This window comes from Sphingomonas phyllosphaerae, assembly GCA_036946405.1.
GTDB classification, from domain to species: Bacteria; Pseudomonadota; Alphaproteobacteria; order Sphingomonadales; family Sphingomonadaceae; genus Sphingomonas; species Sphingomonas phyllosphaerae_D.
This window is the reverse complement of record JAQIJC010000001.1, coordinates 2,818,654-2,838,288: the sequence shown is the minus strand read 5'-3', so window position 1 is coordinate 2,838,288 and position 19,635 is coordinate 2,818,654. Positions and strand designations below refer to the sequence as shown.

At 69.5% G+C, this 19,635-nt stretch carries 19 protein-coding genes; 15 read left to right on the top strand and 4 right to left on the bottom strand.

The features are described 5' to 3' along the window. Positions 1-98: 98 nt before the first annotated feature. Genes kdpC through PGN12_13455 form a run of 5 tightly spaced genes read left to right on the top strand, consistent with a single transcriptional unit; the run spans position 99 to position 5,607 of the window. Positions 99-671 carry a potassium-transporting ATPase subunit KdpC gene (gene kdpC / locus PGN12_13475; protein ID MEH3104901.1) on the top strand — a complete coding sequence of 191 codons (573 nt, stop codon included), beginning with the start codon at positions 99-101 and terminating at the stop codon, positions 669-671. After that, positions 671-3,346: a sensor histidine kinase KdpD gene (locus tag PGN12_13470; protein ID MEH3104900.1), complete on the top strand. Its 2,676-nt coding sequence runs from the start codon at positions 671-673 to the stop codon at positions 3,344-3,346. The genes kdpC and PGN12_13470 overlap by 1 nt, the downstream gene beginning before the upstream one ends. Beyond that, the gene (locus PGN12_13465; GenBank protein ID MEH3104899.1) at positions 3,346-4,038 is read left to right on the top strand and encodes a response regulator transcription factor; all 693 of its coding nucleotides are present in this window, start codon (positions 3,346-3,348) and stop codon (positions 4,036-4,038) included. The genes PGN12_13470 and PGN12_13465 overlap by 1 nt, the downstream gene beginning before the upstream one ends. Continuing rightward, the gene (locus PGN12_13460) at positions 4,025-5,293 is read left to right on the top strand and encodes a glycosyltransferase (GenBank protein ID MEH3104898.1); all 1,269 of its coding nucleotides are present in this window, start codon (positions 4,025-4,027) and stop codon (positions 5,291-5,293) included. Before PGN12_13465 ends, PGN12_13460 begins: the two co-directional genes overlap by 14 nt. A 35-nt stretch (positions 5,294-5,328) precedes the next feature. Then, on the top strand, positions 5,329-5,607 hold the full coding sequence (locus PGN12_13455; protein MEH3104897.1) for a UvrB/UvrC motif-containing protein: 279 nt from the start codon (positions 5,329-5,331) through the stop codon (positions 5,605-5,607). 124 nt (positions 5,608-5,731) lie between these two features. On the opposite strand, the gene PGN12_13450 is transcribed toward PGN12_13455, so the two are convergent. Next, entirely contained in the window at positions 5,732-6,574 is an 843-nt protein-coding gene (locus tag PGN12_13450) for a LysR family transcriptional regulator (protein ID MEH3104896.1), read from the bottom strand. A 226-nt stretch (positions 6,575-6,800) separates the two neighbouring features. Between PGN12_13450 and PGN12_13445 the strand changes: the two genes are divergently transcribed. From PGN12_13445 to PGN12_13415, 7 genes are all read left to right on the top strand, one after another. Continuing rightward, positions 6,801-7,967, top strand: coding sequence for an acyl-CoA dehydrogenase family protein (locus tag PGN12_13445; protein ID MEH3104895.1), 1,167 nt, complete (start codon positions 6,801-6,803; stop codon positions 7,965-7,967). Further along, on the top strand, positions 7,964-9,559 hold the full coding sequence (locus PGN12_13440; GenBank protein ID MEH3104894.1) for a methylcrotonoyl-CoA carboxylase: 1,596 nt from the start codon (positions 7,964-7,966) through the stop codon (positions 9,557-9,559). Before PGN12_13445 ends, PGN12_13440 begins: the two co-directional genes overlap by 4 nt. A gap of 13 nt (positions 9,560-9,572) precedes the next feature. Further along, entirely contained in the window at positions 9,573-10,046 is a 474-nt protein-coding gene (locus PGN12_13435; GenBank protein MEH3104893.1) for a hypothetical protein, read from the top strand. Continuing rightward, entirely contained in the window at positions 10,043-11,896 is a 1,854-nt protein-coding gene (locus PGN12_13430) for an ATP-grasp domain-containing protein (protein MEH3104892.1), read from the top strand. The genes PGN12_13435 and PGN12_13430 overlap by 4 nt, the downstream gene beginning before the upstream one ends. Then, complete coding sequence (locus PGN12_13425; protein ID MEH3104891.1) at positions 11,896-12,348, top strand: MaoC family dehydratase; 453 nt, start codon at positions 11,896-11,898, stop codon at positions 12,346-12,348. Before PGN12_13430 ends, PGN12_13425 begins: the two co-directional genes overlap by 1 nt. Then, complete coding sequence (locus PGN12_13420; protein MEH3104890.1) at positions 12,345-13,184, top strand: CoA ester lyase; 840 nt, start codon at positions 12,345-12,347, stop codon at positions 13,182-13,184. The genes PGN12_13425 and PGN12_13420 overlap by 4 nt, the downstream gene beginning before the upstream one ends. A gap of 138 nt (positions 13,185-13,322) precedes the next feature. Then, the gene (locus PGN12_13415; GenBank protein MEH3104889.1) at positions 13,323-14,651 is read left to right on the top strand and encodes an AarF/ABC1/UbiB kinase family protein; all 1,329 of its coding nucleotides are present in this window, start codon (positions 13,323-13,325) and stop codon (positions 14,649-14,651) included. 97 nt (positions 14,652-14,748) lie between these two features. On the opposite strand, the gene rnhA is transcribed toward PGN12_13415, so the two are convergent. The 3 genes from rnhA to ispH are packed head-to-tail and all read right to left on the bottom strand — an operon-like array spanning position 14,749 to position 17,148. Then, entirely contained in the window at positions 14,749-15,210 is a 462-nt protein-coding gene (gene rnhA, locus PGN12_13410; protein ID MEH3104888.1) for a ribonuclease HI, read from the bottom strand. Next, the gene (gene thrB / locus PGN12_13405) at positions 15,207-16,160 is read right to left on the bottom strand and encodes a homoserine kinase (GenBank protein MEH3104887.1); all 954 of its coding nucleotides are present in this window, start codon (positions 16,158-16,160) and stop codon (positions 15,207-15,209) included. The genes rnhA and thrB overlap by 4 nt, the downstream gene beginning before the upstream one ends. A 10-nt stretch (positions 16,161-16,170) precedes the next feature. Further along, positions 16,171-17,148 carry a 4-hydroxy-3-methylbut-2-enyl diphosphate reductase gene (gene ispH, locus PGN12_13400; protein ID MEH3104886.1) on the bottom strand — a complete coding sequence of 326 codons (978 nt, stop codon included), beginning with the start codon at positions 17,146-17,148 and terminating at the stop codon, positions 16,171-16,173. 114 nt (positions 17,149-17,262) lie between these two features. Here ispH and PGN12_13395 point away from each other — a divergent pair, with 114 nt between their 5' ends. From PGN12_13395 to ruvB, 3 genes are all read left to right on the top strand, one after another. Beyond that, on the top strand, positions 17,263-17,910 hold the full coding sequence (locus tag PGN12_13395) for a hypothetical protein (GenBank protein MEH3104885.1): 648 nt from the start codon (positions 17,263-17,265) through the stop codon (positions 17,908-17,910). Positions 17,911-18,028: 118 nt separating this feature from the next. After that, a complete protein-coding gene (locus PGN12_13390) occupies positions 18,029-18,316 on the top strand; it encodes a hypothetical protein (protein MEH3104884.1) in 288 nt (95 codons plus the stop codon). A 62-nt stretch (positions 18,317-18,378) separates the two neighbouring features. Next, positions 18,379-19,401: a Holliday junction branch migration DNA helicase RuvB gene (gene ruvB / locus PGN12_13385; protein ID MEH3104883.1), complete on the top strand. Its 1,023-nt coding sequence runs from the start codon at positions 18,379-18,381 to the stop codon at positions 19,399-19,401. Positions 19,402-19,635 lie beyond the last annotated feature (234 nt).

Sequence of the window (19,635 nt, the reverse complement as noted above, 5' to 3'; positions counted from 1 at the left end):
AGGGGTTGGGGTGGGGGAGTCGCGGGCGCTGGTCTCGGTGAGACATGCCCCACCCCCGACCCCTCCCCCGAGGGGGAGGGGAGAGGAAGGAGACAGAGATGAACACCGATATCAAATCCGCCGTGCGTCCGGCGATCGTCATGACGATCCTGTTCGCGATCCTGCTCGGTCTGGTCTATCCTGTTGCGATGACGGGTATTGGTCAGGTGATTTTCCCCGCGCAGGCGAACGGCAGCCTCGTGCGCGATGCGTCGGGGCGCGTGATCGGCTCGACCGTCGTCGGACAGGCGTTCGTCGCCGCGCGCTATTTCCAGACCCGGCCGTCGGCGGCGGGCAAGGGCTATGACGGGCTGGCCTCGTCGGGGTCGAACCTCGGGCCGACCAGCAAGGCGCTGGCCGAGCGCGTGGCGCAGGACGTCGCGATGCGGCGCGGCGAAGGGGTGACGGGCGACGTGCCCGCCGATCTCGTCACCGCCAGCGGATCGGGGCTCGATCCCGATCTGTCGTCCGCCGCCGCTTTGGCGCAGGCACCGCGCGTCGCGCGGGTGCGCGGATTGCCGGTCGCGCGGGTGCGTGCGCTGGTCGCGGCGCAGACCGAGACCTCGCTGCTCGGCGATGCGCATGTCAACGTGCTGGCGCTCAACCGCGCGCTGGACGCCGCCGCGCGCTGATGCCGCCGAACGGCGACGCCCGGCCCGACCCCGACGCCCTGCTGCGCGCCGCCGCGCAGGAAGGGCGCGGGCGGCTGAAGATCTTCCTCGGCGCGGCGCCGGGCGTCGGCAAGACCTATGAGATGCTGTCCGGGGGCAAGGCGCGGCGGCGCGACGGGGTCGACGTGGTCGTCGGCGTCGTAGAGACGCACGGCCGCGCCGAGACCGAGGCGCTGACGCGCGGGCAGGAGATCGTTTCGCGGCGCGAGGTCAACCACGATGGGCATGTGCTGCACGAGATGGACCTCGACGCGGTGCTGGCGCGCGCGCCACGGCTGGTGCTGGTCGACGAGCTGGCGCACACCAATGCGCCGGGCAGCCGGCATCCGAAACGCTATCAGGATGTCGAGGAACTGCTCGCCGCCGGAATCGACGTCTATTCGACGATCAATATCCAGCACGTCGAGAGCCTCAACGACGTCGTCGCCAGCTTCACGCGGGTGCGGGTGCGCGAGACGGTGCCCGACAGCATCCTGGAGGCGGCCGAGATCGAGGTCGTCGACATTCCGCCCGACGAGCTGATCGAGCGGCTGAAGGCGGGCAAGGTCTATCTGCCGGCGGAGGCGACGCGCGCGCTGGGGCATTTCTTCTCGCGTTCGAACCTGTCGGCGCTGCGCGAGCTGGCGCTGCGCCGCGCGGCGCAGGCGGTCGATGCGCGGATGCTCGACGACGTGCGCGCGCTCGGGCTCGGCGGGACGTGGGCGGGGAGCGAGCGGATCGTGGTCGCGATCAGCGAGCTGCCGGGCAGCGACGTGCTGGTGCGCGCCGCCAAGCGGATCGCCGACGGCCTGCGGGGGCCGTGGACCGCGCTGTTCGTCGAGACGCCGCGCGCCGCGCACTTCAGCGATGCGCAGCACGCGCGCGTCGCGGCGGCGATGACGCTGGCGACGCAGCTGGGCGCGGCGGTCGCGACCGTCCCCGCGACCAATGTGGTAGAGGGGATCCAGGGGTTCCTTGCGGACGCGCGCGCGACGCAATTGGTGCTCGGCAAGTCGCCGCGCTCGCGCTGGTTCGAGCTGCGGCACGGGTCGGTGGTCGACCGGCTGGTGCGCGACACGCCCGACGTGACGGTGCACGTGCTGCCGGTGGCGGCGGGCGCGGGGCGGAGCGAGCGCGGCCCGCGGCGGCCGGCGCGGTGGGGGGCGCCGTCGGGGTATGCGGTGACGAGCACGATGGTGGCGGGGGTGACGGCGGCGGGGGCCGCGCTGGTCCATGTCATCGACCTCGGCAACGTCGCCTTGCTGTATCTGCTGCCGGTGATGGCGGCGGCGAGCCTTTATGGACTGCGCACCGGGCTGTTCGCGGGGCTCGCCTCGACGCTGGCGTACAATTTCTTCTTCCTGCCACCGGTCGGGACGCTGAGCATCAACAATCCCGAGAACGTCATCTCGGTGGTGGTGTTGCTCGGGATAGCGTTCGCGACCAGCCAGCTGACCGCGCGGGTGCGCGCGCAGGCCGATCTCGCCGCCGCCAGCGCGCGGACCAATGCGACGCTGGCGGGGTTCCTGCGGCAGATCGCGGGGGTCAACGATGCCGATCAGGCGGCGCGGATGATCTGCGACGACGTGCGGCGCTTGCTCGACGTGCATGTCGTGCTGCTCGGTGCGGCGGCGGGCGGCGCGCTGGAGGTGCTGGCGGCGAGCGATCCGGGCTATCAGTTGGACGCGATGGACAATGCCGCGGCCAATTGGGCGTTCGACACCGGCAGCGCGGCGGGCAAGGGATCGGGGACGCTCACCGCGTCCGAATGGCTGTTCCAGCCGTTGAAGGCGGGTGCGCGAACATTGGGGGTGTTGGGGGTGGCGAACGACGGCGGCACCAATCCGGTGCGCGCCGATCAATTGCCGCTGCTCAGCAGCCTGCTCGACCAGTCGGCGCTGGTGCTGGAGCGGCTGCGGTTGCAGGCGGAGATGCGCGATCTCGATGTGGTGCGAACGCGCGACCGGCTGCGCGCGGCGCTGCTGTCGTCGGTCAGCCACGACCTGCGCACGCCGCTGACCGCGGTGATCGCCGCCGCCGACCAGCTCGATCACGGCGCGACGCCGGAACTGATCGGGACGATCAAGGGCGAATCGGCGCGGCTCAACCGCTTCGTCGCCAATCTGCTCGATATGGCGCGGGTCGAGGCGGGGGCGATCCGGCTGAACGTCGAGGCGATCGACCTGAGCGATGCGGTGACCGGCGCGGCGCATGACGCGCGCCGGGCGCTGGAGGGACATGGCGTGCGGCTCGACGTGCCGCCCGACTTGCCGCTGGTGCGCGCCGACCCGCAATTGCTGCACCATTGCCTTCTCAACCTGCTCGACAATGCCGGGCGCTACGGCGATCCGGGCAGCGAGGTGGTGATCGAGGGGCGGCACCGGTTCGGCGAGTTGCGGCTTGCGGTGCTCGACCACGGCCCGGGGCTGCCGCCGGGACGAGAGGCGAAGGTGTTCGAGACCTTTACGCGGCTGGAAGGGTCGGACCGCGCGATCGGCGGCACCGGATTGGGGCTGGCGATCGTCAAGGCATTTGCGGAGGCGATGGGGATGATGGTCGAGGCGAGCAACCGGAGCGACGGGGGCGGCGCGTCATTCGCTCTGGTGTTTCCGGCGGGGTCGATCGTGCGCGATGCCGAGGTCGAGGGGCGATCCTGATGCCCGCCAAGGTCCTTGTCGTCGATGACGAACCCGCGATCCGGCGGCTGCTGCGCAACACGCTGACGCGCGCCGGCTATGAGGTGGTCGAGGCGGGGAACGCGCGCGATGCGTTGCAGCAGGCGGCGGTGGAGCATCCGGCGGCGATCCTGCTCGACCTCGGATTGCCCGACCGCGACGGGTTGAGCCTGATCCCGCTGCTCCATACGGGGGGCGAGGTGGTGATCCTGGTCGTCTCGGCGCGCGATGCGGTCGACGAGAAGGTCGCGGCGCTCGATCTCGGCGCGGACGATTTCGTCGGCAAGCCGTTCGATACCGAGGAATTGCTGGCGCGGCTGCGCGTGGCGCTGCGGCATCGCGGGCCGCCCGTCGAGGCACAAAAGATGGTGACGCGCGGCGACCTCGACATCGATCTCGATCGCCGGATCGTGCGGCGCGCCGGCGCGGAGGTGCACCTGACCCGCAAGGAGCATGACGTGCTGGCGATGCTGGTCCGGCACATCGGGCGGATCGTCACCCACGACAAGCTGCTCGACGCCTGCTGGGGCGGCGACGAGGATCCGCGGATCGAATATCTGCGCATCGTGATCCGCAACCTGCGCCAGAAATTGGAGGCGCCTGCGCCGGTCGGCAGCGTGATCGCGAACGAGCTGGGGGTCGGCTATCGGCTGCGCAGCGATGGCGCGATTTGACGCGCGCACGCGGAGCGACGATGGCGGTGGCGGCGCGTCGGCGTCCTTGCCATGGGGGGTGATGGTGTCGCGAGACGGCGAGACGAAGATCGGCTATATCAGCGGCCCCGTCGACGCACGGGTGGTCCACGATAGCTGGCGGAGCGGCGAGCCGCTCGACTATTTCGGCACCAGCTATCTGCTGCAATTCTTCGACGTCGCCGACCAAATGGGGCTCGACCTGATCGTCACCACCAGCGCCGCGCAGCCGCGTTACGACGCGCGGCGCGACGGCGTCCACATCATGAACCGGCCACGGCGCGCGGCGGGCGGGCTGCGCTACCATCTGTATGAGGTGGCGTGGCTGTGGGGGCGGGTGCGCGAGACGGTAGCGGGTGGCGCGCGGATCATCGTGCTGACCGATGCGATGTTCCATTGGTGGGCGCTGCTGCCATGGCGGTGGCGAGGGGTGCGCTTCGTCAATGCCTTGCATTGCGCGATCTTGCGACCGGCGGCGCGCGAGCCGCTGACGCGGCGGGTGCTGGCGCGGTTGCTGGCATGGTTCCACTACCGCTTCGCCGATCCGACGCTCGCCGCCTCGCCGCTGATCGTCGAGCAGGTCAAGGCGTTGTCGGGCGGGCGGATCGACGCGACGCTGTTCCTGCCGACCTATGCGCCGGCGCAATTCGCGTCGATTCCGGCGCCGGAGGTATCGTCGCACGGCGATTTCCATGTCCTGTTCGCGGGGCGCGTCGAGCGCAACAAGGGGGTGTTCGACATGCTGGAGGCGTGTCGGCGCCTGCGCGACGAGGGCGGGCGGCGGATCGTCTTCCACATCTGCGGCGAAGGGACCGCCAGCGCCGCCTTGCGCGATGAGGTGGTGCGCAGCGGGATGGAGGACGTGTTCCAGCTCCACGGCTTCTGCGACCGCGCGGCGTTGACGCAGCGCTTGTCGGAGAGCGACGCGGTGGTGGTGCCGACGCGCAGCGATTTCGAGGAAGGCTTCGCGATGATCGTCGCCGAGGGCGTGATTGCGCGACGCCCGGTGGTGACGTCGCGGGTGTGCCCGGCGCTCGAGCTGGTGCCGGCGGCGGCGGTCGAGGTCGCGCCGGACGATGTCGCGGGCTATACCGCGGCGTTGCGCGCGCTGGCGAGTGACGAGGGGCTCTATGCGGGCAAGGTCGCGGCGACCGCGGGGCTGCGGGACGCGTTCTTCGATGAGGCAAATGGCTATGGCGCGAAGCTGCGGGCGGTGTTGCGCGGTTTGATCGGCTGACCGGAACGCCGGGCGGGGCAACCGGTTGGTTCGGCATGGATGACGGCAAAGCACAGGCGAGCGCGATCGCCGCGTTGCGGGCGCGGATGGAGGCGGCTGCGGTGGCGCTCGACTTCGAGGAGGCGCGGCGGTTGCGGGATCGGATCAGCCTGTTGCAAGGCGGTGCTTCGATGGACGAAGCGGCGGCGGCGGATGGGCTGACGCGGCAACAGCCCGGCGCGATGGGGCTGGGGACCAGCCGCCAGCAGGTCGTGCCGCCGAAAGGATGGAAGCCGCCGCGGAAGCCGGACCTGATGACGCGGGGGAAGCGGTAGGTCGTAAGGGTATGGCATCGATATTGTCGTCGTCATTGCGACGTGTCTGATGGCCGTCTTTATTCGTCGCCGGTGAGAAAGAAGAAGAAGCGGGATCCCGGATCAAGTCCGGGATGACGGATGGTCAGGTCAGCGCTTCTCGCAAGCCGGCGATCAGTGCGGCTTCGGGTGGAGCGTGCGCGGCGAAGACCAGACCGACGTCACGAGTGGCGTCGAAATCCTCCAGCGGGACGCGTGCGACGCCGTCGGCGTGGAAGCTTTCCGGCATCACCGTGATCCCCAGCCGCGCGCGGACGTGCGACAGGGCGCGGTCGTCGCTGGTGGTGCGGGCGGGAAAGAAGGGACGGACGCCGCGCGTGGTGAAGAAGCGGCTGGTTTCCGACAGCATCTCGCAATGGCGGCGGACGATCATCGGTTCGTGCGCGATTTCCTCGGCACGCAGCGACGCACGCCCGGCGAGCGGATGCGTCGCGCCGATCGCGAGCGCATAGCCTTCGGTGCGCAGATGCTGCCCGGCGCTGCGATCGTCGCCATCGCGCAGGATGGTCAGCGCGGCGTCGATGCGACCGCGCGCGAGGCGCGCGCGCAGGTCGCGTTCGTTGCCCTCGACCAGCTCGACGCGGTCGCCGCTGCGCGTCGTGAGCCAGCGCTCGATCCAGGGGCGGGGGATCGTGGTGAGGACGCCGAGCCGCAGGAGCGAGGCGGCGGCGGCACCGGTGACCGAGCGCTCGGCGGCGGCGAACCCGCTTTCGATCGCGCGGGCGTGGGCGAGCAGGCTCGCACCGGCCTCGGTAAGTGCGACGCGGCGGTTGGTGCGGTTGAACAGCGTGCGGCCGAGCGATGCCTCGAGCCGGGCGATGCCAACCGATAAAGTGGGCTGCGCGACGTTGCAGGCGGCGGCGGCGCGCGAGAAATTGCCGGTGTCGACCACCGCAAGGAAATAGCGCAAATGATAGCGGTCGATCATAGACGGCATCTATACCCAGCTTCGGCGCGTTTCAATTTTGCGAGACCTCGGTGGCGCTGTAGAGAATAGCGGAACGAGCGGCATTTTCCTCCCCGTTCGTGCTGAGCCTGTCGAAGCACGTGTCCTGCGGCACGCCCTTCGACAAGCTCAGGGCGAACGGTGGGGGTTGGTCGGACCCGCGCGAGAAGATGGCCCGTGACAGGGCGACGACGAATAGGAGAGAGCGATGGACCTCGATTTCGGTCTGGGCGAGATGGCGGACACGATCCGCGAAACGGTGCGGCGCTTTGCGGCCGACCGGATCGCGCCGATCGCGGCGGCGGTCGATGCCGAGGATCGCTTCGCGCGCGAGCTGTGGCCGGAGATGGGCGCGCTCGGGCTGCACGGGATCACCGTCGAGGAGGCCGATGGCGGGCTGGAGCTCGGCTATCTGGAGCATGTCATCGCCTGCGAGGAGGTCAGCCGCGCCTCGGCCGCGATCGGGCTCAGCTATGGCGCGCATTCCAATCTGTGCGTCAACCAGATCCGCCGCTGGGGCTCGGCCGAGCAGAAGGCGAAGTATCTGCCGAAGCTGATCTCGGGCGAGCATGTCGGCAGCCTCGCGATGTCGGAGGCGGGCGCTGGGTCGGACGTCGTGTCGATGAAGCTGCGCGCGACGAAGGTCGACGGCGGATGGCGGCTCAACGGCACCAAGTTCTGGATCACCAACGCCGCCTATGCCGATACGCTGGTCGTCTATGCCAAGACCGATGCCGAGGCGGGGTCGAAGGGGATCACCGCGTTTCTGATCGAGAAGGGCTTCGACGGTTTCTCGATCGGGCAGAAGATCGACAAGCTCGGGATGCGTGGCTCGCCGACCGCCGAACTGGTGTTCGACGATTGCTTCGTCGCCGATGCGCAGGTGATGGGGCCGCTGAACGGCGGGGTGAAGGTGCTGATGTCGGGGCTCGATTACGAGCGCGTCGTGCTGTCGGGCATCCAGCTGGGGATCATGCAGGCGTGTATCGACACGGTGCTGCCCTATGTCCGCGAGCGCCGGCAGTTCGGGCGCGCGATCGGTGCGTTCCAGCTGATGCAGGCGAAGGTGGCGGACATGTATGTCGCGCTCAATTCGGCGCGCGCCTATGTCTATGCGGTGGCCAAGGCGTGCGACGCGGGGCGGACGACGCGTTTCGATGCGGCCGGGTGCATCCTGCTCGCCTCGGAGAGCGCGGTGAAGGTCGCGGGCGAGGCGATCCAGGCGCTGGGCGGCGCGGGCTATACCAAGGATTGGCCGGTCGAGCGGTATTGGCGTGACGCCAAGTTGCTCGATATCGGGGCGGGGACCAACGAGGTGCGGCGGATGCTGATCGGGCGCGAACTGATCGGGCATGACGCGCCGAGGGCGCAATGACCGCGATCCGCTCGCTGGTCGACGTCGGGTCGGAGGTGTTCGCGGCCAATGATGCGCACAATCGCGCGCTGGCGGCGGCGTTGCGCGACAAGGCGGCGGAGAGTGCGCTGGGCGGGTCGGAACAGCATCGCGCGCGGCATGTCGCGCGTGGCAAGCTGCTGCCGCGCGAGCGCGTCGACCGGTTGCTCGATCCCGGTGCGCCGTTCCTGGAGATCGGCGCGCTGGCGGCGAACGGCATGTACGACGATGGTGCGCCGGGCGCGGGGATGATTGCGGGCGTAGGCCGTGTGTCGGGGCGCGAGTGCATGATCGTCGCCAACGATCCGACCGTGAAGGGCGGTGCGTACTTCCCGATGACGGTGAAGAAGCATCTGCGCGCGCAGGAGATCGCGCGCGAGAACCGCCTGCCGTGCATCTATCTGGTCGACAGCGGCGGCGCGAACCTGCCGCACCAGGCCGAGGTGTTCCCCGATCGCGAGCATTTCGGGCGGATCTTCTTCAATCAGGCGCAAATGTCGGCGGAGGGGATCGCGCAGATCGCGTGCGTGATGGGCAGCTGCACCGCGGGCGGCGCTTACGTGCCGGCGATGTCCGACGAGAGCGTGATCGTGCGCAACCAGGGGACGATCTTCCTAGCCGGACCGCCTCTGGTGAAGGCAGCGACCGGCGAGGTGATCTCCGCCGAGGAACTGGGCGGGGCGGAGACGCACGGGCGGCGCTCGGGAGTGGTCGATCATGTCGCCGAAAATGACGAACATGCGCTGCTGATCGTGCGCGACATCGTCGCGACGCTGGGGAAGGCGCGGAGCCCGGATGTTGCGCTGGCGACGCCGCGTGCGCCGTTGCTCGACCCGCAGGAGCTGTACGGGATCGTGCCGCAGGACGTGCGCGCGCCCTATGACGTGCGCGAGGTGATCGGGCGCGTCGTGGACGGCTCCGAGTTTCACGAGTTCAAGGCGTTGTACGGCACGACCTTGGTGTGCGGCTTTGCGCATATCTGGGGGATGCCGGTTGCGATCCTCGCCAATAACGGCGTGTTGTTCAGTGAGTCGGCGCTCAAAGGCGCGCATTTCATCGAGCTGGCGTGCCAGCGGCGCATTCCGTTGCTGTTCCTCCAGAACATTTCCGGCTTCATGGTCGGCGGGAAGTATGAGGCGGAGGGGATTGCCAAGAACGGCGCGAAGCTGGTGACGGCGGTCGCGACCGCCTCGGTGCCGAAGATCACATTGCTGATCGGGGGCAGCTTCGGCGCGGGCAATTACGGGATGTGTGGGCGCGCTTATTCGCCGCGGTTCCTGTTTTCGTGGCCGAACGCGCGCATCTCGGTGATGGGCGGCGAGCAGGCGGCGAGCGTGCTGGCGACGGTGCACCGCGATGCCGAGACGTGGACGCCGGAGGAAGCGGAGCGCTTCAAGGCGCCGATCCGCCAGAAATATGAGGACGAGGGCAATCCTTATTATGCGACGGCGCGGCTGTGGGACGATGGCATCATCGATCCGGCGCAGACGCGCGACGTGCTGGGGCTGGCCTTCGCCGTGACGCTGAACGCGCCGGTGCCCGAGCGCGCGCAGTTCGGCCTGTTCCGGATGTGATGCTGGAGAGACGATGATGATCCTGCTGATGCTGTTGGCGCAGACCACGCCCGTCGCCCCGATCGTCAAGGGCACTGCGCTGCCGCCGCCGGGCACCGAAGAGGCGCAGGTGATGGTGCCGGTCGAGGCGCTGCTGCGCGCGATCGAGGCGAGCGACGGGGCGGCCGCGCTCGCCGCGACGCTGCCCGAAGGAACGATCACCGCGACGCGCACCGCGCCGGACGGCAAGCCGCAGCGGCGGACGGTGCGCTGGGCCGATTGGGCCACGAGTTTGCGCCCCGAGGCCGGTCCATCGGTTGAAAAGCAGGGAACGCCCGCGATCGAGATCGATGGCAATCTCGCGATGGTGTGGGCGCCCTACACCACGCTGGTTTCCGGCAAGCCGAGCCAATGCGGTTACAACCTTTTCGACCTCGTACGCGGCGAAGCGGGGTGGAAGATCCTCAACGTTAGCTACTCGGTGCGCACCGAGGGATGCGCGCCATGATCGCCTCGCTGTTGATCGCCAATCGTGGCGAGATCGCGCGGCGGATCATCCGTACTGCGCGGGCGCTCGGCATCCGTACGATCGCGGTCCACTCGGATGTCGATGCCGACATGCCGTTCGTGCGCGAGGCCGATGAAGCGGTGTGCATCGGGACGGCGGCGGCCGCCGACAGCTATCTGCGGCAGGACCGGTTGCTCGACGCGGCGCGCGCGACGGGCGCGGAGGCGATCCATCCGGGCTATGGCTTTCTTTCCGAAAATGCCCAGTTCGCCGAAGCGGTGATCGCGGCCGGGCTGGTGTGGGTCGGTGCGCCGCCCGCCGCGATCCGCGCGATGGGGCTGAAGGATGCGGCCAAGGCGCGGATGATCGCGGCGGGGGTGCCGGTGACGCCGGGCTATCTGGGCGAGGACCAGTCGCCCGAGCGGCTCGCGGCCGAAGCCGACGCGATCGGCTATCCGGTGCTCATCAAGGCGGTCGCGGGTGGCGGCGGCAAGGGGATGCGGCAGGTCGATGCGCCCGCCGATTTCGCCGAGGCGCTGGCGAGCTGCCAGCGCGAGGCGGCGGCGTCGTTCGGCGATGACCGGGTGCTGATCGAGAAATACATCCTGTCGCCGCGCCATATCGAGGTGCAGGTTTTCGGCGACACGCACGGACAGGTGGTGCATCTGTTCGAGCGCGATTGCTCGCTCCAGCGCCGGCACCAGAAGGTGATCGAGGAAGCGCCCGCGCCGGGGATGGACCCGGCAACGCGCGCGGCGGTGTGCGACGCGGCGGTGCGCGCGGCCAAGGCGGTCGATTATGTCGGGGCGGGAACGATCGAGTTCATCGCCGACGCCTCCGACGGCCCGCGCGCCGATCGCATCTGGTTCATGGAAATGAACACGCGCTTGCAGGTCGAGCATCCCGTCACCGAGGCGATCACCGGGCAGGATCTGGTCGAATGGCAATTGCGCGTCGCGAGCGGCGAGCCGCTGCCCAAACCGCAGGACGAATTGGCGATCCATGGTTGGGCGATGGAGGCGCGGCTCTATGCCGAGAACCCATCGACCGGGTTCCTGCCGTCGACCGGGCCGCTGGAGCGGTTGCGCTTTCCCGAGGGCGTGCGCGTCGACAGCGGGGTCGATGAGGGCGGGGCGGTGACGCCCTTCTATGACCCGATGATCGCCAAGCTGGTCGTCCATGGCGCGACGCGGGCGCAGGCGGCGCAACGGCTTGCGGCGGCGGCCGCCGGGACGCAGGTGTGGCCGGTGCGGACCAACGCCGCGTTTCTGGCGCGCGCGGCGGCGCATCCCGATTTCGTCGCGGGGCGCGTCGATACCGGGTTCATCGCGCGCCATGCCGAGGCGCTGATCCCGGCGGCGGAGGCGTCGGCAACGGTGGTTGCGGCGGCAGCATTCGCGCTGTTGCCCGAAGCGGGCGAGACGCCGTGGACCGCGCTGCGCGGGTTCCGCGCCAATGCCGCGCCATCGTTGCAGGTGGCGGTGGAGGTGGCGGGCAAGCCGTATGTCGCCGAGCCTGCGGTGTTGCGGGAGGCCGAAGTCGCAGACGGCGTGCTGTTCGCGGGCGGCGAGGCGTGGCCGTTCGCGGCGCGACGCGCGGATCATCTCGGCGGGGTGAGCGAGGGCGACGGCGCGCTGCTCGCGCCGATGCCGGGGCGCGTGATCGCGGTGCCGGTCGCGCAGGGGCAGCGGGTCGCGCGGGGCGAGCGGTTGCTGGTGCTGGAGGCGATGAAGATGGAGCAGGCGCTGCTCGCACCATTCGACGGCGTCGTTGCCGAGCTGAAGGTGAGCGAGGGCGCGCAGGTGACCGAAGGCATGTTGCTGGCGCGGATCAGCGCGGGAGAGGAATGATGGCCGGGCGGCATTACGACGAATGGCAGGTCGGCGACCGGATCGTCCACGACATCCGTCGCACCGTGACCGAAACCGACAATCTGCTGTTCACGACGATGACGCACAATCCGCAGCCGCTCCACCTCGACGCCGAGGCGGCGAAGGCGAGCGAGTTCGGGCAAATTCTCGTCAACGGCACCTTCACCTTCGCGCTGATGGTCGGGCTGTCGGTCGGCGACACGACCTTGGGGACGCTGGTCGCCAATCTCGGGTACGACAAGCTGGTGATGCCGAAGCCGGTGTTCATCGGCGACACGCTGCGCGCTGAAACCGAGGTGCATGAGCTGAAGGACAGCCGCTCGCGGCCGGAGGCGGGGATCGTCACCTTCGCGCACCGGTTGCTCAACCAGCGTGATGAGGTGGTGTGCCAGTGCCTACGCACCGCGCTGCTGAAGCGGCGCGTGGCATGAGGCTGCGCTCGCTGCTTTTCGTGCCGGGGGACCGGCCCGAACGATTCGACAAGGCCGCGGCGAGCGGGGCGGACGCGTTGATCCTCGATCTGGAGGATGCGGTCGCGCCGGCGGCCAAGGCCGCGGCGCGCGGTGCGGTTGCGGCGCGGTTGCGGACGGCGCGTGGTGACGTGGCGGTGTTCGTGCGGGTCAACCCGCTCGGAACGGCGTTGCTGGACGAGGATCTGGCGGCGCTTGGCGGGCTATTGCCGGATGCCGTGGTGTTGCCGAAGGCGGAGGGGGCGACGAGCGTGCGCGATCTCGCGGCGCGGCTGGCGGCGGTGGGGATCGATGCGCCGATCCTGCCGATCGCGACCGAAACCCCGGCGGCGATCTTTCAGCTCGGCAGCTATGCCGGGTGTGGCGTGCCGCTCGCCGGGCTGACGTGGGGGGCGGAGGACCTGCCCGCGGCGATCGGGGCGGCGACCAGTCGTGAGGAAGACGGGCGGTTCACCGCGCCTTATGAATTAGCGCGCTCGCTGGCGCTATTTGCGGCGCATGCGGCAGGGGTGGCGGCGATCGAGACCGTCTATCCCGCTTTCCGCGACGAGGCGGGGCTTGCGGTCTATGCGGCGCGGGCGGCGCGCGATGGCTTTACGGGGATGATGGCGATCCACCCGGCGCAAGTCGCGACGATCAACGCGGCCTTTACGCCGACCGATGCGCAGGTCGCACACGCGCGGGCGGTGGTCGCGGCGTTCGCGGCCGCGCCGGGGGCGGGGGTGTTGCAGCTCGACGGCAAGATGATCGATGCGCCGCATCTGGTTCAGGCGCGGCGGTTGCTGGCGCGGGTGTAGGTTCGATCCGTCGCCCCGGACTTGATCCGGGGCCCCGCTTCTTTCTGGTTGGCGGAGAAGAAAAAGCGGGATCCCGGATCAAGTCCGGGATGACGGGTAGGGACGGAACCGCCTGCGGTTCTCCCGCGCTCTGCCGCGATGCAGGATGACGATCTTTCCAAGGCCCGCCACCGCGCGGTGCCGAGCGGGCGGCTGGCGCGGCTCGGCGGGTTCGGGCGGCTGGCGGGTGGGGTCGCGGGCGGGATGCTCGCCGAGGGCGCGCGGCGGCTGGCGGCGGGCGAGCGGCCGAAGGTCGGCGACCTGATCCTGACCCCCGGCAATGCCGCGCGGGTCGCCGACCGGCTGTCGCATCTGCGCGGCGCGGCGATGAAGCTGGGGCAGATGATCTCGATGGACGCGGGCGACGTGCTGCCGCCCGAGTTGCAGACGATCCTCGCGCAGCTCCGCAATCAGGCGTACCGGATGCCACCGCAGCAACTCGACCGCGTGCTGCGCGAGGAATGGGGTGCGGACTGGCGGCGACGCTTCCGGCATTTCGAGGCGTCGCCGGTCGCCGCCGCGTCGATCGGGCAGGTGCATCGCGCGACCTTGCCCGACGGGCGGGTGCTGGCGATCAAGGTGCAATATCCCGGGGTCGCCGACAGTATCGAGGCCGATGTCGACAATGTCGCGACGCTGCTGCGCGTGTCGGGGCTGTTGCCCGCGACGCTCGACCTGAGGCCATTGCTGGAGGAGGCCAAGCGGCAACTTGCCGAGGAGGCCGATTACGTCCGCGAGGGCGCGGAACTGCGCGCCTATCGCGAGCGGCTGCGGGGTGATGCGCGTTATGTCGTGCCGGCGCTGGAGGAAGCGCTGACCACCAAGCGCGTGCTGGCGATGGAATTCGTCGCGGGGCGGCCGATCGAGGCGCTCGCGGAGGCGGCGCAGGACGCGCGCGATGCGGCGATGACGTCGCTCATCACATTGGTGCTGCGCGAATTGTTCGAATTCGGGGTGATGCAGACCGATCCGAACTTCGCCAATTACCGATGGCAGCCGGAGACGGACGCGGTGGTGCTGCTCGACTTCGGTGCGGCGCGGCGCGTGCCGGCGGACACCGCGGCGGGGTATCGGCGGCTAATCGAGGCGGGGCTGGCGCGCGACCGTGACGCGATCCGCGAAACCGCCGTGGAAGTCGGGTTTCTCGGCGGGGCAGCGGCGGACGCGCATCGGCCCGCGATCGACCGGATCATCGCGGCGATCGACGAGGCGCTCAACCGGCCGGGTTCGTTCGACTTCGGCGATCGTGCGTTCGTGCCGGTGGTGCGCGAGGAGGCCAAGGCGTTGGTCGCAGATCGCGCGACGTGGCATGTGCCGCACGTCGAGACGTTGTTCGTCCAGCGCAAGGTGAGCGGGACGGCGTTGCTCGCGGCGCGGCTGAAGGCGCGGGTGGATGTGCGGGGACTGGCGGCAGCGGCGGTTGGTTAGATCGTCTTTTTAAACACCGTTCGTGCTGAGCTTGTCGAAGCACGGGCCCTGCAACACGCCATTCGACAAGCTCAGGGCGAACGGGGGGAGGGGGGTGTTAGACCGTCGCTTTCGTCCGCCCGGCCTCGACCGCCGCGTCGCTCGCCAGCCGGTCGGCGCGTTCGTTTTCGGGATGGCCGGCGTGACCCTTGACCCATTTCCACTCGACCCGGTGCGGCTTGGCTGCCTCGATCAGTGCCTGCCAGAGATCGGCGTTCTTGACCGGTTTCTTGTCGGCGGTCTTCCAGCCGTTCTTCTGCCAGCCGTGGATCCATTTGGTCAGCCCGTCCATGACATAGCGGCTGTCGGTCGACAGCGTCACGCGGCACGGGCGGGTCAGTGCGTTGAGCCCCCGAATTGCGGCGGTCAGCTCCATGCGGTTGTTGGTGGTGAGCGGCTCGCCGCCGGCCAGCTCCTTCTCGTGCTTGCCGGCGCGGATCACCGCGCCCCAGCCACCGGGGCCGGGATTGCCCTTGCACGCGCCGTCGGTGAACAGCTCGACCTGCGTCAGCTCGGTCATGCGAACGCCTCTGGATGCGCTTCATACCAGTCGAGGCGGCGCAGATAGGCGAGCGGGTCCTTGCGCATCACCAGCGCGTCGGCGGGGGTGTGGAGCCAGTCCCACGCGCGGCTGAGCAGGAAGCGGATGCACGCACCGCGCGCGAGCAGCGGCAGAGCGGTGCGCTCCGCATCGCTGAGCCCGAAGGCGGCGGTGTAGCCGGCCAGCAGCGCCGCGCCGACCGCGGCATCGGGATGCTCCCCGCGCGCATCGAACGTCCATGCCGAGTGCATTACCGCGAGATCATAGGCGCGGACGTCGGTGCAGGCGAAATAGAAGTCGATCAGCCCGGTGACGGCGTCGCCGTGCATCAGCACGTTATCGGGGAACAGATCGGCGTGGATCGCGCTGACCGGCAGCCCGAGCGGCCACGACTGCTCGAGCGATGCGAGCGCGGTATCCACGCGGTCGAACAGGCCGGGCTGGATCGTGTCGAGATCGCGCCCGCATTTCTCGAGCAGCGGTCGCCAGGTCGCGATGCCCATCGAGTTGACGCGCGTCTGGCGGAAGTCGGCGAGCGCGGCGTGCATATCGCCCATCGCGGTCGCGGCCGCCTGCGCCTGTGCGGGGGTCGGGTGCGACACCGAGACGCCGGTCAGGAAGCGGATCAGGCACGCCGGGCGGCCCTCCAGCGTCTGGATGACCGCGCCGTCGCGATCGGGGATCGCCGGCGGCACTGCCAGCCCGCGCGCGGCGAGATGGTCGAGCAACGCCATGAAGAACGGCAGATCGTCCGCCGCGACGCGCTTTTCGTAGAGCGTCAGGATGAAGCGCGACGCCGTGGTGTCGACGAGGTAGTTGGAATTCTCCACCCCCTCGGCGATGCCCTTGACGGAGACCAGCTCGCCGACATCGTAGCGGCGGAGAAAAGCGGCGAGCGCCTCGGCGGAGACGTGCGTGTAGACGGCCATGGTGCGTGCGTCAGGCGGCGGCGTCGAGCCCGCGCGGCAGCTTGAACGCGATCGTCTCGCGTGTCGTCTCCTCCTCGCGCTCGGTCACGTCGAAGCGAGTCGCGAGCCGGTCGACCAGCTCGCGCACCAGCAATTCGGGGGCGGAGGCCCCGGCCGTGATCCCCAGCGTGCCGACGCCTTCGAGGAACGCCCAGTCGAGATCGGCGGCGCGCTGAATCAACGCGGCGCGGATGCCCTGCCGCTCCGCGACCTCGACCAGCCGCAGCGAGTTCGACGAATTGGGCGCGCCGATCACCAGCACCGCATCACACGCATCGGCGATCGCCTTGACCGCCGCCTGCCGGTTCGAGGTGGCATAGCAGATGTCCTCGCCACGCGGCGCCTGGATGGCAGGGAAGCGGCGGTGGATCGCGGCGACGATCGCGGCGGTATCGTCGACCGACAGCGTCGTCTGCGTCAGGAACGACAGGTTCTGCGGATCGGGGACGACCAGGGTGTCGACGTCCTCGACCGTCTCGACCAGCGACATCGCGCCGGCGGGCACCTGCCCGAAGGTGCCGATCACCTCCGGATGACCGGCGTGGCCGATGAAGAGGATGTGCCGCCCCGCCTCGACCAGCCGTTCGGCCTGGCGATGGACCTTGGAGACGAGTGGGCAGGTGGCGTCGAGATAGTCGAGCCCGCGGTTCTGCGCCTCGGCGGGGACCGACTTGGGGACGCCGTGCGCGGAGAACACGACCGGTGCGCCATCGGGCACCTCGGTCAGTTCCTCGACGAACACCGCGCCCTTCTCCTTGAGCGAATCGACGACGAACTTGTTGTGGACGATCTCGTGCCGGACATAGACCGGCGCGCCGTGCTTCTCGATCGCCAGCTCGACGATGCGGATCGCGCGATCGACGCCGGCGCAGAAGCCGCGCGGTGCGGCGATCAGCAATTCCAGCGGGCGGCGGGGCGTGGCGGCGGGGTCGGTGACGGGATCGGCCATGCGGCGGCTCTACGCGAATGCTTGCTCCGGCGATAGACGGTTCCTATGCTGGCGGCGACCCGGGGCCGTTTCGCGGCGCCGTCTCATCTGTGCCCTCTGCCCGGGATTGTGTTTGTGAACGCTCGCCATATCGCCGCTCCGCTGATCCTCCTGCTCGTGGGTGGATGCGCGAAGAGCGGGGAGATCGATGTCTCCGGCGGGGGCGCCGGCATCACCGCCGTCCGCAGCGCGTGCCCGACGGTCGGCGTGCCCGCCGGCACCGGCGACGTGACGCTGTTCGATCCGTCGAACAGCCGCGCCGCCAGCGCGATCGACGTGGTCGCGACGATCAGCAACGTGCGCTCGACCTGCGACGATCAGGGCGCGGACGTGACGACTCGCGTCACCTTCGACGTGCGCGCGCGCCGCACCCGCACCGATGGCGCGCGCGACGTGACCTTGCCCTATTTCATCGTCGTCACGCGCGGCGGCAGCCAGGTGGTCGCCAAGCGCGTGTCGCAGGTCGGGCTGCACTTCGACGCGGGGCAGGGGGTTGCCACCACCAGCGCCGAGGCGAGCAGCGCGGTCGCGCGCAGCGCCGCGACGCTGCCGCAGGAAGTGCGCGACCGGCTGACGCGTCGTCGCAAGGCGGGCGACGAGGATGCGGCGGTCGACCCGCTCGCCGATCCGAAGGTGCGCTCGGCCGTCGCCTCGGCGTCGTTCGAGGCGCTGGTCGGGTTCCAGCTGACGCAGGATCAGTTGCGCTACAACGCGACGCGCTGAGCCCCCGAAAAAAACGCCGGACGCGCGAATTGTGTCGGCGGTTAAATCTTTGGGTAACGATCAGCCGTGTACGTCGGGTGATCCGTCGTCATCGCGACGCGGTCGAAGGAAGTTGCACGTGACCAGCCTGTCTCCCCTTGCCGGTGCCGGTTCGACCATTCGGTCGCTTCCGATCGCGCGTCCGGCGGCAGCACCTGCGACTCCGGCTACGGCGGTGGTTCCGGTCGCGGCGAAGGAGCCGGGGTCGACCTCCACGGGCAGCCTGATCCGCACCGCCAGCGAGCAGCTCGACCAGTTCGACCGTGTCATGGAAAAGCTGAAGGCGGGCATGGCCGCTGGCGCGGTGACCTATGGCGGCGGTCCGCCGGCCGGGCAGACGGGTCAGATCGTCGACCGGCTCGGATAGCCGGGCATCCGGGGCGCCCGGCAGGACTTGCCCCGCGCGCGCGCTTCGCTACGGAACGAAGCGTGACCGATGACGACCGCCTGATCTCGCCCGCGCGCCGCGTCGAGGATGTCGATGCAGCGCTGCGCCCCAAGACGCTGGACGATTTCGTCGGGCAGAAGGCCGCCCGCGAAAATCTCCGTGTGTTCATCGAGGCGGCGAAGGGACGCGGCGACGCGCTCGACCATGTGTTGTTCTTCGGCCCGCCGGGGCTCGGCAAGACGACGCTGGCGCAGATCGTCGCGCGCGAGCTGGGCGTCGGCTTTCGCGCGACCTCCGGTCCGGTGATCGCCAAGTCGGGCGATCTTGCCGCGCTGTTGACCAATCTCGAGGATGGCGACGTGCTGTTCATCGACGAAATCCACCGGCTGCAACCAGCGGTCGAGGAGGTGCTGTACCCGGCGATGGAGGATCGCGCGCTCGACCTGATGATCGGTGAGGGACCGTCGGCGCGCAGCGTGCGGATCGACCTGCCGCGCTTCACGCTGGTCGGCGCGACGACGCGACAGGGATTGCTGACGACGCCGTTGCGCGATCGCTTCGGCATTCCGGTGCGGCTGCAATTCTATACCGTCGAGGAACTGGAGCGGGTGGTGTCGCGTGCGGCGCAGTTGCTCGATCTCGGCATCGCGCGGGACGGGGCGATGGAGATCGCGCGGCGGGCGCGCGGGACGCCGCGGATCGCCGGGCGATTGCTGCGCCGCGTGCGCGATTTCGCCAATGTCGCGGGTGCGGCGGTGGTCGATGCGATGGTCGCGGATCGCGCGCTCAACCGGCTAGAGGTCGATTCGCTGGGGCTCGACGCGATGGACCGCCGCTATCTGACGATGATCGCGGACATCTATCGCGGTGGCCCGGTCGGCGTGGAGACGCTCGCCGCGGGGCTCAGCGAGCCGCGCGATACGATCGAGGAAGTCATCGAGCCGTATCTTATCCAGCTCGGACTGGTCGCGCGCACCGCGCGTGGGCGCGTTCTGAACGCGGGCGGGTGGAAGCATCTCGGGCTCAACCCGCCCGCAGGATCGCAGGACGGACTGTTCGACTAGAGGCGGATTGATGTCATGTCGAACCGGAGGCGTCATTGCGAGCGTAGCGAAGCAATCCAGGGCGTCCTGATCCGGCTCTGGATTGCTTCGCTACGCTCGCAATGACGACCGAGGGTCGACCCAACGTCCTCCTGATCTAAGGGCAGACCGACCGTTCGCGAACAAGCCCCACCCCAACTCAGAGCCGGGTCGGTCAGGTGCTCAGCCTAACCCGGCACTCCTACGGGGAGGGGC

Coding starts and splice junctions, on each gene's coding strand:
- kdpC (MEH3104901.1), top strand. CDS start 99: ATGAACACCGATATCAAATCCGCCGTGCGTCCGGCGATCGTCATGACG.
- PGN12_13470 (MEH3104900.1), top strand. CDS start 671: ATGCCGCCGAACGGCGACGCCCGGCCCGACCCCGACGCCCTGCTGCGC.
- PGN12_13465 (MEH3104899.1), top strand. CDS start 3,346: ATGCCCGCCAAGGTCCTTGTCGTCGATGACGAACCCGCGATCCGGCGG.
- PGN12_13460 (MEH3104898.1), top strand. CDS start 4,025: ATGGCGCGATTTGACGCGCGCACGCGGAGCGACGATGGCGGTGGCGGC.
- PGN12_13455 (MEH3104897.1), top strand. CDS start 5,329: ATGGATGACGGCAAAGCACAGGCGAGCGCGATCGCCGCGTTGCGGGCG.
- PGN12_13450 (MEH3104896.1), bottom strand. CDS start 6,574: ATGATCGACCGCTATCATTTGCGCTATTTCCTTGCGGTGGTCGACACC.
- PGN12_13445 (MEH3104895.1), top strand. CDS start 6,801: ATGGACCTCGATTTCGGTCTGGGCGAGATGGCGGACACGATCCGCGAA.
- PGN12_13440 (MEH3104894.1), top strand. CDS start 7,964: ATGACCGCGATCCGCTCGCTGGTCGACGTCGGGTCGGAGGTGTTCGCG.
- PGN12_13435 (MEH3104893.1), top strand. CDS start 9,573: ATGATGATCCTGCTGATGCTGTTGGCGCAGACCACGCCCGTCGCCCCG.
- PGN12_13430 (MEH3104892.1), top strand. CDS start 10,043: ATGATCGCCTCGCTGTTGATCGCCAATCGTGGCGAGATCGCGCGGCGG.
- PGN12_13425 (MEH3104891.1), top strand. CDS start 11,896: ATGGCCGGGCGGCATTACGACGAATGGCAGGTCGGCGACCGGATCGTC.
- PGN12_13420 (MEH3104890.1), top strand. CDS start 12,345: ATGAGGCTGCGCTCGCTGCTTTTCGTGCCGGGGGACCGGCCCGAACGA.
- PGN12_13415 (MEH3104889.1), top strand. CDS start 13,323: ATGCAGGATGACGATCTTTCCAAGGCCCGCCACCGCGCGGTGCCGAGC.
- rnhA (MEH3104888.1), bottom strand. CDS start 15,210: ATGACCGAGCTGACGCAGGTCGAGCTGTTCACCGACGGCGCGTGCAAG.
- thrB (MEH3104887.1), bottom strand. CDS start 16,160: ATGGCCGTCTACACGCACGTCTCCGCCGAGGCGCTCGCCGCTTTTCTC.
- ispH (MEH3104886.1), bottom strand. CDS start 17,148: ATGGCCGATCCCGTCACCGACCCCGCCGCCACGCCCCGCCGCCCGCTG.